Below are 15,479 nucleotides of genomic sequence, written 5' to 3' on the forward strand. Positions count from 1 at the left end.
AAGCACGATCCGCCGGGGCCGGAACCCACGCCCCGACAGGCGCGATCGCGCGTCTGCCCGCCCCCTCGAATAAGGCTGCGCCCTACTCCTCGTCCGCCTCGGCCGGGTCGATATTGTCGAGGATGCGCTCGGCGATCAGGCCGGCATTCTGGCGAATCGAACTCTCGATCTTGTTGGCGACGTCCGGATTGTCCTTCAGGAACTGCTTGGCATTCTCGCGTCCCTGCCCGAGCCGCTGGCTCTCATGGCTGAACCAGGCGCCGGACTTCTCGACCACGCCGGCCTTGACGCCGAGATCGACGAGCTCGCCGACCTTAGAGATGCCCTCGCCATACATGATGTCGAACTCGATCTGCTTGAAGGGCGGCGCGACCTTGTTCTTGACCACCTTGACGCGGGTCTGGTTGCCGACGACCTCCTCCCGGTCCTTGATCGCGCCGATACGGCGGATGTCGAGGCGCACGGAGGCATAGAATTTCAGCGCGTTGCCGCCCGTCGTCGTCTCCGGGCTGCCATACATCACGCCGATCTTCATGCGGATCTGGTTGATGAAGATGACCATGGAATTGGAGCGGCCGATCGAGGCCGTCAGCTTGCGCAGAGCCTGGCTCATCAGGCGCGCTTGCAGGCCGGGCTGGACATCGCCCATCTCGCCTTCGATCTCGGCCTTCGGCGTCAGCGCCGCCACCGAGTCGATGACGATGACGTCGATGGCGCCGGAGCGCACCAGCGTGTCGCAGATCTCGAGCGCCTGCTCGCCGGTGTCGGGCTGCGAAATCAGGAGGTCGTCGAGATTGACGCCGAGCTTGCGGGCATAGATCGGGTCGAGCGCATGCTCGGCATCGATGAAGGCGCAGACGCCGCCCTTCTTCTGCGCTTCGGCGACGCTGTGCAGCGCCAGGGTGGTCTTGCCGGAGGATTCCGGCCCGTAGATCTCGATCACCCGCCCCTTGGGCAGGCCGCCGACGCCGAGCGCGATGTCGAGGCCGAGCGAACCGGTCGGGATCGCCTCCACTTCCATCGACTTGGTGTTCTTGCCGAGCCGCATGATCGAACCCTTGCCGAAGGCACGTTCGATCTGGGAAAGGGCGGCGTCGAGCGCCTTCGTCTTGTCCATGGAAGTTCCTTCGACCAAGCGCAACTGCGTCTGACTCATGTGCCCTGTTCCCTACCAAGCGAGAATGGATTCGTCACCTCGGCCGGGCCGCCCCGCAACTGTCGAACGGGGAACGAACCGTGCTGATGCCGAACTGAAAGGAATCATCCGCTCACCCGGCACATGGGAACATGTACACTTTTTGTTCTTGTCAGAGCAAGTTCTATTTTTGTTCTCCCCATGAGATGCGACGACCTTCCTCCGGAGTCAAGCGCCGAACGCCGGCATCCGGAGAGACGAGGACCGAGACGATTGCGGCGATCCCGCCCCTGCGGGTTTCAACGGCCCGCAAATGGCGCGATTTCTCCTGCTCCCGCACGGGCGAGAAGGATGCCGGCCCATCCGCGCGCCGGCGCTCCGTTGCCCCTGCCCTCACGCCTCGATCGTCACCGGCTCCGGCAGCGGTACGAATTGCTCGTCCGTCTCGGTGCCGTCGACGAAGGTGAGCACCACGAAGCGCGACGGGCCGTCGAGGGCGGTCAGCGGGTGGTGCCAGGTGTCAGCGCGGTAGTTGACGCCGACATCGCCCGGAAAGCGGAAGGCCCTGAGGCCCGACACGTCCGGCAGGCCGTCGGCGCCGTGCGGCGCCACCAGCACCAAAAAGCCCTGGCCATCATAGGGAATGAAGGCCTGCGAGGAGAACACATGGCGTTCCATCTCCACCGCGGTGAGCGGCAGCGCCTTCGGCGCGACGGCGGCGAGGCTGAGGCGGGCCTTGCCGGTATCGCGCAGATTCTGCAGCTCCTCGATCAGCTCGAGGCGCGGCTCGCCGGTCTGGCGGGCGGGCAGGATCTGCCCGAACGGCGCGAAGGCTTCCGCCGTGACCGGCTCGAGCTTGAGGACGGGCATCAGGCGCTCTCCTTGTAGGGGTGGTTTTCCAGCCAGTGGTGGGCGAGGTCGAGCCGCTTGCAGACCCACACGTCCGGCTTCGACTTGACGTAGTCGAGGAAGCGCATCAGCCCGGAGGCCCGGCCGGGATGGCCGAGCAGGCGCATATGCATGCCGACATTCATCATCTTCGGCGCCGTCCGGCCTTCGTCGTAGAGGACATCGAAGCTCTCGCGCAGATAGGTGAAGAAATCCTCGCCGGTGCCGAAATTCGCCGTGCCCCATTTCACGTCGTTGTTGGTCAGCGTGTAGGGCACGACGAGCTGCGGCTTGCCTTCGGCCAGCACGTAATAGGGCAACTCGTCATTGTAGCTGTCGCTGTCATAGAGGAAGCCGCCCTCCTCCATCAGCAGCCTGCGGGTGTTGACGCTCGGTCCGTAGCGGCAATACCAGCCGAGGGGCCGTCCGCCGACGGTCCGCTCCAGGCTTTCGATCGCCAGCCGGATATGCTCGCGCTCCTCAGCCTCCGAGAGCTTGAAATGCTCGATCCAGCGCCAGCCATGGCAGCAGATGTCGTGCTCCGCCGCACGGATGGCGTCGGCCGCCGGCTGGTTGCGCTCCAGTGCGAGGGCGCAGGCATAGATCGTCATCGGCAGGTCGCGCTCGGCGAAGATGCGCATCAGCCGCCAGAAGCCGACGCGGCTGCCATATTCGAACATGGATTCGGCGGCGAGATCGCGTTCGCCCCGCGTCACCGGCGAGCCCGGCATCTCGACGAGGCCGGAATCGGTGAGCCCGTCGCCGTCGCCGATGCTGTATTCGGAGCCTTCCTCGAAATTCAGGACGAAGTTGAGCGCGAGGCGGGCGCCGTTCGGCCATTTGGGGTCGGGCGGGTGCGCGCCATAGCCGATGAGGTCGCGTTCGAGCGAGATTGCCATCCTGGCCTCCGATGATCAGGGATTTCTTGGATGCAGGCGGATCAGAACTGCTGCTCCTGCCGCCCGCGGACGAGCTGCGACAGCGTCACCGCTACCACCAGGGCCCCGCCGTAGAACATCTCCTGGATGAAGGAGCTGAAGCCGAGGAAGACGAGGCCGGTGATGCCGGTGACGAGGAAATAGACCGCGACCGTCGTGCCCCAGGGATTGAAGCGGCCCGGCACGATGCAGGTGGAGCCGAGGAAGGCGGCGGCGAAGGCGGGCAATTGATAGGACACGCCGGAGACCGGGTCCGCCGCGCCCTGCGTGCCCGTATAGAGCACGCCGGCGAGCGCACCGAGAAAGCCCGAGGCGGCGAGGCAAGCGATGCGCACCCGATCGGTGTTGATGCCGGACAGGCGCGCCACTTCGCGCCCGCGCCCGACGAAGAGGATGCGGCGGCCGGGGGCCGTATATTCGAGCCCGTACCAGATGATCAGCGCGATGGCGATCGCGTAGTAGAATTCGAGCGGGATGCCGAACAGGCGCTGCACGATGACGGCATTGATGAGGATGTTCGAAACCCCCGATATCGTCATCGAATCGCTCATCCATAGCGTCATGCCGTGCAGGAAGGTGCCGACGCCGAGCGTAACGATGAGCGAGTGGATGCGGAAGACGGTAATCAGCACTCCGTTGACGAGGCCGATCACGATGCCGGCAAGAAGCGCGGCGGCGACCGCCCAGCCGATGCCGATGCCCATATTGACGTTCATCACCGCGATGAGCATGGACGACATGGTCATCGTATAGGCGATCGACAGGTCGAAATCATTGGCGGTGAGCGGGATCAGGAGGCCGAGCGTCACCACGACCAGCACCGCCTGCGAGCCGAGGATGGTGGAGAAATTGGCCCAGGTGAGGAAGGTGTCGGGCTGGAGATAGCCGAACACGGCGATCATCAGCAGCCAGACCACGATGAGGCCGAACTGCTCGACCCTGCCGAAGAAGCGTCTCCTGCCGGCCCCGTCCGCTTTGGCGGACACCGCTTCGCTCTGGGCTGTATTGGACATGGACGGGCCTTTCATCGCGCCGCGGCGCCGAGGCTTCGCTCCGCGATCGCCTCCTTGGTTATGTCGCTTCCGGTCAGGGTGGCGACGACGCGCCCCTCGGAAAAGATCAGCACGCGGCTGCAGATGGCGGCGAGCTGTTCGTAGTCGGAGCTGGCGCAGAGCACGGTCGCACCGGCGGCGGCCGCATCGGCGATATGGCGGAACACCGTCTGGCGCGCTCCGATGTCGACGCCCTGGGTCGGCTCGTCGAGGAGCACGAGACGGGGCGCCTGCTGCAGCCACTTGGCCAGAAGCACCTTCTGCTGGTTGCCGCCGCTGAGGGCCGCCATCGGCAGCAGCGGATTGGGCGGCCGCACGTCGAAGCGCTCGCCCAGCTCCCGCGCGAGGCGCACCATGCCGCCGCGGTCGAGCCGCCAGCCCCGGAAGCGCGTGCCGAGGACGGGCATCGTCACATTGTCGGACACCGGCAGCACGCCGATCGCGCCGGCATTCGGGCGGTCGCCGGGGATGAGGACGACGCCGCGGGCCATGGCCTCGCGCGGCGAGAAGCCGGCGAGGCCGAAATCGTCGCCGCCGAGCCGGAGGGCGCCCGCCGCCGGCCGCGCGCCATAGAGCAGATACGGAATTTCGTCATAGCCCGAGCCGATGAGGCCGGTGAGCCCGACGACCTCGCCTTCGGCCGCAGTGAGGTCCAGCCCGGCGATGGTGCCGCCCGAAAGCCCCGTCACCGTCAGGAGCGGCGCGGCAGCCGCGGGCGGCGCAGGCGGGCGCTCGGCCAGTGCGAGACGGCGGCCGACGATCGCCTCGATGAAATCCTGCTTGGAGGAGCGCGCCGTGACCAGCCGCCCGGCCACCCGGCCGTCGCGCAGCACGGTCGCCCGGTCGGTGATCTCCAGCACCTCGTCGACGTCGTGCGAAACGAAGATGACGCTGGCGCCCCCGGCGACCACCGCCCGCACCACGCGGAAAAGCTGGTCGACGTCCCGGCGCGGCAGGAAGGGCGTGGGTTCGTCGAGGATCAGCAGGCCATTGCCTTCGCCCTCCCCGCCCTGCATCTCCTCCGTGGCGCGCATGATGGCGAGCAAGGCGCGCTGCACCGGCGAAAGATCGGCGAGGGTCGCGCCGGGATCGAGCGGCACGCCGTAGGATTCGAAGCGCGCCGCCGCCGCGCGGCGCTCGCGGCCCCAGTTGATCGCCAGGGAGCGGCTGTGCGCCAGCCGGCCGATCAGCATGTTCTCCAGCACGGTCAGGCTCGGGATGAGGCCCAGATGCTGGTGCACGAAGCTGATGCGGTGGCGCCGGAAGGCGCCGGGGGCGAGCGGCATCGGTACGTCAGTGCCGCAGATCGTCAGGCGTCCGCCCGGGTCGGGCGCGTGAAAGCCCGCCAGCACCTTGATGAGGGTCGACTTGCCGGAGCCGTTCTGCCCCAGCAGGCCGTGGACCTCGCCCTGGGCGACCTCCAGCGAGGCGTCGTCCAGGGCGCGCTGTCCGCCGAAGGTCTTGGTGAGGCCGGTCAGGAGCAGCGCCAGGGGCAGCCCCTGGGGGCGGGCGGCCGGCCTGGCGGGCTCACCTCCGACGGCCTCGCTCACTTCAGCTGCCACAGATCGTGGAAACCCTTGACATAGGCGTCGCCATAGCCCTGCGAGAGCTGGGGCGGCGTGCCGGCATCCTTGGCATTGTCCTTGGTGAACATCAGGAAGGGGATCTTGGGGTCCGAGACCAGCGGCAGGCCGCAGACCCGGCGCATTTCCGAATCGAGGATCGAATGGCCGATCCAGTCGAGATTCTCGCCGATATCCATCTCGACCTGGCCGGCCTGGACGAGGCCGAGCACGAAGGGCGTGCCGTTGAAGGCATCGACCTTCACGCGATCCTGCGAGCCGGTGATGGTGATGGCGGGAACCACGAACTGCGCCATGCTGTCATAGATGACGATGACGTAGTTGATGGTCGGATCGGCGAGGAGCGCGGCCTGCACGCCCGGGGTGATGCGGGTGCCCCAGTCCGGCACGGTGTAGTTGAGCGTCTTGGTCTTGCAGCCGTCGCAATGCTTGAGCTCGGCATTGATGCCGGCAACCATGGAATCGGTCGAGAGCGGGCCGCTGGCGATCAGCACGAGCGCGTTCAGCTTGCCCTTGGTGCTCACCATCGCCCAGTCGACGAGGAGCGAGCCGGCCTTGAAATAGTCGATCGGCACGTCGCCGTCGGCGAAGCCGTTGACGATCGACGTCTGCTCGACGCCATTGTAGTGGGAGGCGATGACGGGGATCTTGGCGGCCTGCGCCGCCTTCACCTGCGGCACGAGGACGCGCGGGTCGGAGCCGGCGAGCAGATCGATCAGGCTGACCTTCTGGTTAAGGGCGGTGTCCATGCCCTGGACCCATTGCGAGCTCTGGCCCTGGTTCTCCCAGGTCGTGAACTTGAAGCCGACATCCTTGGCGACGGCCTGCATCGCCTTCTCGATATTCGCCGTGAAGGGATTGGCGCTGGAGACGGGGATACTGAGGATCGACTTGCCCTTCATGCAGTTCGGCGCATCGAAGCTCGGCCCCGGCGCCACGAAGGAGGGCTTGGCGCGATAGGGCTCGAGCTGCTTCTCGAAATAGGACAGATCGTCGGCCATGACCGGCGAGGAACCCGCGATCAGGCCGAAACTGCCTGCGACGATCGAAGCCGCCAGAGCGACCGAGGCGTATTTCATCCGTATCCCCTTGCATAATGAATTCAAAATTCAGGGGAAAGCAAATTATGTGCCAGGGTGGCGCGGCGATGGAGCGGCGCTTTTCCATCGTCGGTATGGCAATGCTTTTCGGCGGCCATTGCGCTGATGAATTTGGAGGCCAAACCGATAGGCACTTGCCCAATCGGCAGGCTCCTCCCGGCTGCGGGGACATCCCGTCCAGAGGTGCTGAGATAGGAGGAGGAGGCAGAATTTGTCCTACCCGGGCCTGTCCCGGATATCCAGACTTCGTGCGGCATGACGGCTGGCGTCCCGGCTGGATTGCCGGGACAAGCCCGGCAATGACATATCCTGAACTGTTATGGGCCGAAAATCGCCTTATCTCGGCCCCCAACGGACGGGACGTCCGCGCCAGCCGGGGTTCTGCTTCAGTGCGCCGCGACAGCCCCGGCCTGGCCCTTGCGGGCGAGGAGAAGCGACAGGGCGGCGATCGCCAGCATGACGCCGATGACGGCGAAGGTGTCGCTGAAACTCATCACGAGCGCCTGCCGCTTGACGGTGCTGCCGAGCGCGGCGATGGCCTCGCGATGCGCCAGCGCCGGATCCGAGACGCCGTGCGCCGTGAAATAGCCGGTCATCGCCGTGATCCTGTCGCGCACCTCCTGCCGGTAGAGCGTGACGGACTGGCCGATGATATTGGAATGGAACTGCTCGCGCTTGGTGATGATGGTCGCCAGCGTCGCCGTGCCGACGGCGCCGGCGAGATTGCGCAGCATGTTGAACAGGCCGGAAGCGTTGGCGGCATCCTTGGGCGCGATGTCGAGCGTCGCGATCGCCGTCAGGGGTGTGATGATCATCGCCTGCCCGATGGCGCGCACGATGTTCGGCCAGAAGAACTGGTCGCCGGAATAGTCGAGCGACATGCCGATATTCATGAAGCAACTGGCGGCGAAGAGGGCGACGCCGACGAAGCCGATATAGCGGATGTCGAACGTCTTCATCAGGCGCGGCACCAGCGGGATCAGCACGATCTGCGGCAGGCCCGTCCAGGCCAGCACCTCGCCGATCTGTTCGGCATTGTAGCCCTGCACCTGCGCCAGATATTGCGGCAGCACATAGACGGTGCCGAACAGGGCAAAGCCCACCAGCGCGTTGGCGAGGGTGCCGATGCCGAAATTGCGGCCGCGCAGCAGTCGGAGGTCGACCAGCGGCTTCTTCACCGTGAGCTCGATCCAGATGAACGCGGTGAGGAAGACCGCGGCGATGACGGCGAGGCGAACGATGAAGGCCGAGGCGAACCAGTCGTCCTGGTTGCCCTCCTCGAGCAGCGTCTGCAGCGAGGAGAGCCCGATGGTCATGGTGGCGATGCCCGCCCAGTCGCCCTCCTTCAGGAGGCCGAGGCGCATCGGCTCGCGTTCCAGTGTCATCAGCAGCGCCACGATCATGACGAGGCTGGGCACGGTGTTGATGAAGAAGATCGCTTGCCAGCCGTAATTTTCGGTCAGATAACCGCCGATGGTCGGGCCGATGGCGGGCGCGAAGGTCACGGCCAGCGCGAACATGGCGAGACCGAGCGGCTGCTGGGGCTTGGGCAGGCGGGTGACGACCATGGTGAAGGCCATCGGGATCAGCACGCCGCCGGCGAAGCCCTGCAGGCCGCGCATGGCGATCATGGTGCCGAGGTCATGGGCGAAGGCGCACGCCATCGAGAACAGCGCGAAGAAGAAGGTGCTGCCGATGATGTAGCGGCGGAAGGACAGGACCTGGCTGAGATAGCCGGTGAGCGGGATGACCACGATCTCGCCGATGAGATAGGAGGTCGACACCCAGGCGCCGTTGTCGACGCCGGTGCCGATGCCGCCCTCGATGTCGAGGAGGGAGGCATTGGTGATCTGGATGTTCAGGATCGCCATGAAGGCGCCGATCATGCCGGCGAGCACGGCGATCCATGTCGCCAGGCTGGCCTTGTCGGCGGACGGTGAAGCAGCTTGGACAGAACGGGACATCGCCATGCCCTCCGGAGGTTGTGATGTTCGAATGTCAGGGACGGGCCTCGATCCTCAGGACCGGGCCCCGGTCTCGATCGTCGGATAGACCGACATGCCGGGCCGCAGCCCGCCGGCGAGCGGATTGCCGGCATCGAGGACGATCTTGACGGGAATGCGCTGGACGACCTTGGTGAAGTTGCCCGTCGCGTTGTCGGGCGGCAGCAGCGCGAATTCCTGCCCGCTCGCCGGCGCGATGCTGTCGACATGGCCATGGAAGGTCACGCCCGGGAACATGTCGACGTCGATGTCGGCGGCCTGGCCGGGACGGACGCCGGTCAGCTGCGTCTCCTTGTAGTTGGCGACGACATAGGCGGCCGCCAGCGGCACCACCGCCATCAGCTGCGTGCCGGCCTGCACATATTGCCCAACGCGCAGCGTGCGGTTGCCGACGACGCCGTCCACCGGCGCGACGACGTTGGTATAGGAGAGGTTCAGCTCGGCCTGGTCCTGCACCGCCTCGTCATGGGCGAGCGTCGCCTGCGCCTGCGCGAGTTGGGCCTTCAGGAGGTCGACCTGCTTGGTCGCGTTGACGAGGGAGGCCGTATCCCGCTCCACGGCGGCGCGCCCGGCAGCGATGCGGGCCGAAGCCTGCTGAGCGTTCTGCACGCTGCCGAAACCGTTCGAGGCCAGCGCCGAATAGCGCCGGTCATCCTGCTGGGCGAAGGTCAGGTTGGCCTGGTCGACGGTGACGGTGGCCTTCGCCGCCTCGATGAGCGACTGCTGCGCATCGAGGGAGGCCTGCTTGCTGGCGATCGCCGCACGGGCTGCGGCCACATCGGCCTTGGCCTGGTCGAGGGCGACCCGGAAATCGCGGTCGTCGATACGGGCCAGCACCTGGCCGGCCTTCACCGGCTGGTTGTCGCCGACGAGGACGGCGGCGATATAGCCGGAGACCTTGGGGGCGATCGTCGTGTTGTCCGCCTGGATATAGGCGTCATCCGTGGAGATCTGGAAACGCCCGACCGTCCAGTATTGCCAGCCGAACCAGGCTGCGCCCGTTGCCGCGGCGATGCCTGCGGCGGCGAGCAGCGCCGGACGCAGCCGGCCTTTCCTCGCCGGGGGAGCGACCACGGCCGCCTCGCCGGCAAGCGCCGGCGCCTGCCGTCCCTCGCCCTTGCCGCGCAGAAGCGGCTGCTGCAGGGACGGAGCGGCCTCTGTCGCGGATATCCGCCGTTCGATCTCCAGGGAGGTTGAATGCTTTGTCATCGTCTCGGCTCCCGGCCGCCTCGCCCGGCTCGAAGCCAAATCGGCGCATCGGCTCAATGATCTACAAAAACCAGAATTAAGGAAACTTGATATTTTCTAAAATAACCGCTAGATCTGGACTGTCAACGATAATTTGGAAAATGATTATGCGACAAATTCAGGCGGTGGCGGCGCGCCCAAGAGGGCGGCCGCAGCTGCGGTGCGACGAGGACACCCGCCACCTCCTCGTCGAAGCCGCGGCATGCGAATTCCAGAAGAGCGGCTATGCCGGAACCAGCATGGCGACGGTGGCGCAGCGGGCCGGCATCTCGACCAAGACGATGTACCGCCTCATCCCCACCAAGGCGGATCTCTTCACCGCCGTCGTCGCCGACAGGATCGGACTGTTCATGCTGGCGATCGACGACGAAACCCTGGAGGCGACCGATCTGGAGGAGGCGCTCGGGCGCATCCTCGCCGCCTATGGCAGGCTGACGCTCAGCCCCGAGACGATCGCCATCAACCGTCTCGTCATCGGGGAAAGCGACCGTTTCCCCGAGATCTCCAACGCTTTCTACGATACCGCGGTGCTGCGCACGAGCCTGGCCATGGAACGATGGCTCCGGCGCCAATGCGATCGCGGACTGATGAGGCTGGACGATCCAGCCCTCGCCGTGGGCATGCTGCGGGGCATGATGATCATGGAGCCGCAGCGCAACGTCATGCTGGGCCGCGCGCCGGCACCCTCGGGCGAGGAAATCCTCCGGCGTGCAAGGGTTTGCGCACGGTTGTTCCTGCAAGGCTGCAGGATTTGAAGGACCGGCATCGATCGGCCGGCCTTTTGCCGCTTTGCGTTTCCAGGACGGGCGACCGGTGACGGGCTCGGCGGTTCAACCTGAAACCGCTGCGCTCTAGCCGTTGTTCTCCTGCGCGATCGGCGGCTGGAAGGCGAGGCCCATGTCCCAGGGGAAATAGATCCAGGTATCCTGGCTGACTTCGGTGACGAAGGTGTCCACCAGCGGCCGGCCCAGTGGCTTGGCGTAGACGGTGGCGAAATGCGCCTTCGGCAGCCGCTCGCGCACGACGCGCGCCGTCTTGCCGGTATCGACGAGATCGTCGACCACCAGGATGCCCTCGCCGCCGTTCACCGCGAGCTTGTCGTCGACATCCTTGAGCACCATCAGGCCGCTCTGCGTCTTGTAGTCGTGGTAGCTGGCGATGCACACCGTCTCGATCAGGCGGATGCCGAGTTCCCGCGAGATGATCGCCGCCGGCACGAGGCCGCCGCGCGTGATGCAGACGATGGCGTTGAACGGACCATTGCCCGACAGCCGCCAGGCGAGCGCCCGCGCATCGCGATGGAACTGGTCCCAGGAAACGGGGAAGGCCTTGTCGGGCTTGGGCGAGCTCATGGTCCGATCCTTGTTCGCGGGCGGTCCTTCATACCCGCGAAATCGGCGCAATCAAGCCCGCACACGCCGGATAGGCCGGAGCGGCCGGATTCTATCGCCGGAGCCCCGTCACCATCGCCTCGATATCGGCCTTGGCCGCGGCGACCTTCGCCGCATCCTTGCCGCGGATCACCAGCTGGGTCTGGAAGCCGGCCGGGCCGAAGGAAGGATAGGAGCCGATCGACACCTCGGGATGGCCGGCGGCGATGGCGGCCAGCGGCTCGGCGATCATGCCCTCGCCGATGCCCGGCCCGGGCGACACGCTGTCGGACAGGGTCACGGAGCCGGTGCGCAGCTTCAGCGCGGCATTGTCGAGCATGCGCTGCATGATGTGCGGCACGCCCGCCATCACGACGACATTGCCGAGCATGAAGCCCGGCGCCGCCGAAACCGGGTTGTCCACGAGTTCGGCGCCCGCCGGAATGCGGGCCATGCGCAGGCGCGCCGGCGTGAGGTGCTCGGAGCCGCCGTAATGGGCCGTCATCACCGCCACCGCACGCGGGTCGACGTCGATGGCGACGCCGAAGGCCTTGGCCACCGCATCGGCGGTGATGTCGTCATGGGTCGGGCCGATGCCGCCGGTGGTGAACACATAGTCGTACCGGCCGCGAAGCGCATCGAGCGCTTCGATGATGCGATCCTCCTCGTCCGGAACCACCCGCACTTCCTTGACGTCGATGCCGACGCCGGTGAGGAACTCGGCGATATAGCCGATATTCTTGTCCTTGGTGCGCCCCGACAGGATCTCGTCGCCGATGACGAGGATCGCCGCCCTCACCGTGGCGGAGGAAGACTGGCCGCTGCTTTCCATCTGCTTTTTCCCAACCGATTGCTTCTTCAGTCTCGTTGCGGTTCCGCCGGCGGCGCGGCGGCCCCCCGTCCCTATTCGATGACGATCCGCGGCGGGGCGCGTCGATCCGGCCCGCCGCCGGACAAGGTCGCCCATACGGAGGCGGCCATCTGGCGGTAGATGCCCGCTTCGGCACTGTCGGGAAGCGTCGCGGCGACCGGCCTGCCGCTGTCGGAACGCTCGCGCACCTCCAGCGACAGCGGCAATTCGCCGAGGAAAGGCACGCCGAGCCGTTCCGCCTCGCGCCGCGCACCGCCATGGCCGAACAGATGCGAGACGTGGCCGCAGTTCGGGCAGGAGAAAGTCGACATGTTCTCGACGATGCCGAGCACCGGCACGCTCACCTTCTGGAACATCGCTACGCCGCGTCGGGCATCGATCAGCGCCAGGTCCTGCGGTGTCGAGACGATGACGGCGCCGGCCAGCGGCGTGTGCTGCGCCATGGTCAATTGCGCATCGCCGGTGCCGGGCGGCATGTCGACGACGAGGACGTCGAGCTCGCCCCAGCGCACTTCGCGCAAAAGCTGCGTGAGGGCCGACATCACCATCGGGCCTCGCCAGATCATCGGCGTCTCCTCGTCGACGAGGAAGCCGATCGACATCACCTTCACGCCATAGGCTTCGAGCGGCTTCATGATCCGCCCCTCCACCACTTCGGGCTTTCCGCGCAGGCCGAACAGCTTGGGAATCGACGGACCGAAGATGTCGGCATCGAGCAGGCCGACGCGCAGCCCCGTCTGGGCCAGGCAGATGGCGAGGTTGCAGGCGGTGGTCGACTTGCCGACGCCGCCCTTGCCGGAGGCGACGGCGATCACCTTGTCGATGCCGGGCAGGCCGACCGGGCGCTGCTGCGCCGCCTGCGCGCGCGGCCCGGGCTCGGTGCGGCGCGCCTCGCCCGCCGGCCTGTCCGCCGTGAGGCCGACGAGGACGTTGGCGACGCCGGGCAGGCCGCGCACGGCGCTCTCGGCCGCCGCGCGTACGGGTTCCATCGCACGCGCCTCGGTCGGATCGATGGCGATGGCGAACATCACCTTGGCTCCGTCGATGCGGATCTCGGTCAGGCGGCCCGAAGCCGGCAGGGATTGGCCGCTCGCCGGCAGTTTGACGAGTTCGAGCGCGCGGCGGACATCGGCAGGCGTCAGGGACAAAGGCTGATCCTCGCACAGGCATTGGCACGCCGCATGGGCGGCTCAGCCAGAATTGGGGTAGGAGAGAACACCGATCAAGCAGCCCCTTGTCAAATCGCAAGCGAGCAGGATGCCGGATTTTCCAATGCCGCCTGTCACTCGCCCGCAGGCGCGCGGCCACCGCCTCTCTCAGCGGCAGGCCGGCGGGCCGCGAGCCCCCCGCCCGGATCCAGCTTGACGCTGCTTGAAAAGGTCACGAAAATGACAACGGTTGAGACGGTGGGCCGGTTCCTGCCGGACTGTGGATTCGTTGAGCAGCGCCGACGGTATCATCACCGTGCGGCCCGTGGGAAAATCGACTGACATCGTCGTCGTTTCATACTATAGCCCGCCCAGTGCGTGGAGGTGTCGCGTGAACACAAACATCATCAATCTCGACGTCATCCGGGCAGCCGAGGTTCATACCCAGCCCTACCGATACATCGTCGGGGACGGTTTCCTGAACGAGGAGAAGATCCCCCAGTTGCGGCAGGACTTCCCCAAGATCGAAAAGCCCGGCTTCCTGACCGTCGAGGAAGTGGACCAGCGCGGAACCTTCAAGCAGCTGATCGACGAGCTCGAAAGCTCCGACATGGCCGAAGCCCTCTCGTCCAAGCTCGGCCTCGACCTCGATCCGCATCCGCGCCTGACCACGGTACGGCGCCTGTCGCAGCTCAAGGACGGCCGGATCCATACCGACAGCGAAAGCAAGCTCGCCACCTTCCTCGTCTACATGAACGACGCCTGGAACGACGACGGCGCCGGCCGCCTGCGCGTCCTCAAAGGTCCGGACGATTTCGATTCGATGACGGCCGAGATCCCGCCGGTGATGGGAACCTGCTTCGGCTTCCGCCGCGCCGACAATTCCTGGCACGGCCACAAGCCCTTCGCCGGCGAGCGCCGCGTCGTGCAGATCACCTGGCTGAAGGACGCCGCGGAACTCGAGCGCAAGAAGAAGCGCAATACCATGGCGCAGTTCTTCAAGGGCATTTTCGGACGGTAACCCCGGACGGCCGGACATCCCGTTCCGATGCGGGATTTGCAGGGTCGATCGCCGATCGACCCGCTCCTTGGCGCAGGTCTTCCATTTACGAGGGCGATTCGATGATCGTCCCCTCCCCGGCGTTTCGCCTCGGGATCATGTCGCGTCTGGAAGCTCGAAAGCGACGTTGCGCAGGCTGATCGTGATGCTCCTGTAGCCGTGGTCGAGCAGGAGGATGCCGACGTCCTTGTGCCATCGCCCCTCGATGTTCTCCACCAGCAGGAGCCTCGGCCACAACGATTTCGGCGCGTCGCGCAGGAAGGGCTCCATGATCAGGTCCTCGGCGCCCTCGACATCGAGCTTGGCGGCGTCGACATGGGTGAGTTCTTCCTCGCGCAGCAGGGAAAGCAGCGACTTTGCGGGCACCTTGATCATGCCGCCTGAGGATTGCTCGCTCGCGACCAGCTTCACGCTGGCCTGGCCGCGGTTCTCGCAGTTGAGGAAGAGCGTGAGCTCGCCGTCGTGATCGGCGACGGCGCAGGCAACCGCCTTGATGGTACCGAACGGGTTCTGGGCGATGTTGTAGGCGAGGCGCTCGAAGATCTGCGGCTGCGGCTCGAAGGCGATGATGCGGGCTTGCGGACCGGCGAAGGCCGCCACTGCCAGCGAATAGCCGCCGATATTGGCACCGACGTCGAGAAAGACGAAGTCGGGCCTCAGGCGCGAGCGGATGAAGTCGCGCTCGACCGGATCGAAGAATTGCGGCGTGAACAGGATCTTCTTCTCGCAGACATTGGTGAAGGGGTAGAGGCGGAACCGCGCCCCCATCGCTTCGGTGTCGACCGGCCCGGTCAGCTGGCTCCTGGCATAGCTGCGAAGGGCATAGGCGATGCGCCGTCCCAGCCAATTGTCGGGTTGGCGCCGCGTCACTCCCATGATCCGCGCCACTGCGGCCGAAGGCGCCCGTTCGCCATAGGGGCTCTGGTCCAGTTCGTCCAACATCAAGTCCGTCTCGCTTGCGTTCGACGCGCACGAATGAAGCCGAACAGACGCAAGCGCAAGTCCGTCATGCAAATTTCAAAATTCTCTTTCCTGTTCGCATACCCAAATGGCATAAGAATTCGGCAAACGCCCCGGAAGGTT

The 15,479-nt window shown here is 66.1% G+C and carries 14 protein-coding genes; 2 read left to right on the forward strand and 12 right to left on the reverse strand.

Translation table 11 applies throughout. The annotated features are described in order from the left end of the window. Positions 1-82 precede the first annotated feature (82 nt). From recA to J3R73_RS18835, 8 genes are all read right to left on the reverse strand, one after another. Positions 83-1,156: a recombinase RecA gene (gene recA / locus J3R73_RS18800; protein ID WP_307430185.1), complete on the reverse strand. Its 1,074-nt coding sequence runs from the start codon at positions 1,154-1,156 to the stop codon at positions 83-85. Between the two features lie 372 nt (positions 1,157-1,528). Further along, a complete protein-coding gene (locus J3R73_RS18805) occupies positions 1,529-2,005 on the reverse strand; it encodes an ureidoglycolate lyase (RefSeq protein ID WP_307430188.1) in 477 nt (158 codons plus the stop codon). Then, positions 2,005-2,922, reverse strand: coding sequence for an allantoinase PuuE (locus J3R73_RS18810; protein WP_307430191.1), 918 nt, complete (start codon positions 2,920-2,922; stop codon positions 2,005-2,007). Before J3R73_RS18810 ends, J3R73_RS18805 begins: the two co-directional genes overlap by 1 nt. A gap of 41 nt (positions 2,923-2,963) precedes the next feature. Next, positions 2,964-3,974, reverse strand: a complete 1,011-nt coding sequence (locus J3R73_RS18815; RefSeq protein ID WP_307430194.1) for an ABC transporter permease — start codon at positions 3,972-3,974, stop codon at positions 2,964-2,966. Positions 3,975-3,985: 11 nt separating this feature from the next. After that, entirely contained in the window at positions 3,986-5,563 is a 1,578-nt protein-coding gene (locus J3R73_RS18820; protein WP_307430197.1) for a sugar ABC transporter ATP-binding protein, read from the reverse strand. Further along, positions 5,560-6,675, reverse strand: a complete 1,116-nt coding sequence (locus J3R73_RS18825; protein ID WP_307430200.1) for a sugar ABC transporter substrate-binding protein — start codon at positions 6,673-6,675, stop codon at positions 5,560-5,562. Before J3R73_RS18825 ends, J3R73_RS18820 begins: the two co-directional genes overlap by 4 nt. A 407-nt stretch (positions 6,676-7,082) precedes the next feature. Continuing rightward, entirely contained in the window at positions 7,083-8,660 is a 1,578-nt protein-coding gene (locus J3R73_RS18830) for a DHA2 family efflux MFS transporter permease subunit (RefSeq protein WP_307430201.1), read from the reverse strand. A 54-nt stretch (positions 8,661-8,714) separates the two neighbouring features. Continuing rightward, the gene (locus J3R73_RS18835) at positions 8,715-9,908 is read right to left on the reverse strand and encodes an HlyD family secretion protein (protein ID WP_307430204.1); all 1,194 of its coding nucleotides are present in this window, start codon (positions 9,906-9,908) and stop codon (positions 8,715-8,717) included. A 146-nt stretch (positions 9,909-10,054) separates the two neighbouring features. On the opposite strand from J3R73_RS18835, the gene J3R73_RS18840 reads away from it, so the two are divergent. Next, positions 10,055-10,702 (forward strand): TetR/AcrR family transcriptional regulator, encoded by a 648-nt coding sequence (locus J3R73_RS18840; RefSeq protein WP_307430207.1) that lies wholly within the window; start codon positions 10,055-10,057, stop codon positions 10,700-10,702. Between the two features lie 96 nt (positions 10,703-10,798). Here the strand turns inward: J3R73_RS18840 and gpt are convergent, their stop codons facing one another. The 3 genes from gpt to J3R73_RS18855 all read right to left on the reverse strand — a co-directional run bounded on the left by gpt (position 10,799) and on the right by J3R73_RS18855 (position 13,336). Beyond that, a complete protein-coding gene (gene gpt / locus J3R73_RS18845) occupies positions 10,799-11,299 on the reverse strand; it encodes a xanthine phosphoribosyltransferase (RefSeq protein WP_307430210.1) in 501 nt (166 codons plus the stop codon). Positions 11,300-11,390: 91 nt separating this feature from the next. Then, positions 11,391-12,149, reverse strand: a complete 759-nt coding sequence (locus tag J3R73_RS18850; protein WP_307430213.1) for a competence/damage-inducible protein A — start codon at positions 12,147-12,149, stop codon at positions 11,391-11,393. A gap of 71 nt (positions 12,150-12,220) precedes the next feature. After that, positions 12,221-13,336 carry an Mrp/NBP35 family ATP-binding protein gene (locus J3R73_RS18855; protein WP_307430216.1) on the reverse strand — a complete coding sequence of 372 codons (1,116 nt, stop codon included), beginning with the start codon at positions 13,334-13,336 and terminating at the stop codon, positions 12,221-12,223. 391 nt (positions 13,337-13,727) lie between these two features. On the opposite strand from J3R73_RS18855, the gene J3R73_RS18860 reads away from it, so the two are divergent. Beyond that, the gene (locus tag J3R73_RS18860) at positions 13,728-14,357 is read left to right on the forward strand and encodes a 2OG-Fe(II) oxygenase (RefSeq protein ID WP_307430218.1); all 630 of its coding nucleotides are present in this window, start codon (positions 13,728-13,730) and stop codon (positions 14,355-14,357) included. Between the two features lie 135 nt (positions 14,358-14,492). Here the strand turns inward: J3R73_RS18860 and J3R73_RS18865 are convergent, their stop codons facing one another. Further along, complete coding sequence (locus tag J3R73_RS18865) at positions 14,493-15,338, reverse strand: FkbM family methyltransferase (RefSeq protein WP_307430222.1); 846 nt, start codon at positions 15,336-15,338, stop codon at positions 14,493-14,495. Positions 15,339-15,479: the final 141 nt, after the last annotated feature.

The organism is Labrys monachus (genome assembly GCF_030814655.1).
Classification (GTDB): Bacteria; Pseudomonadota; Alphaproteobacteria; order Rhizobiales; family Labraceae; genus Labrys; species Labrys monacha.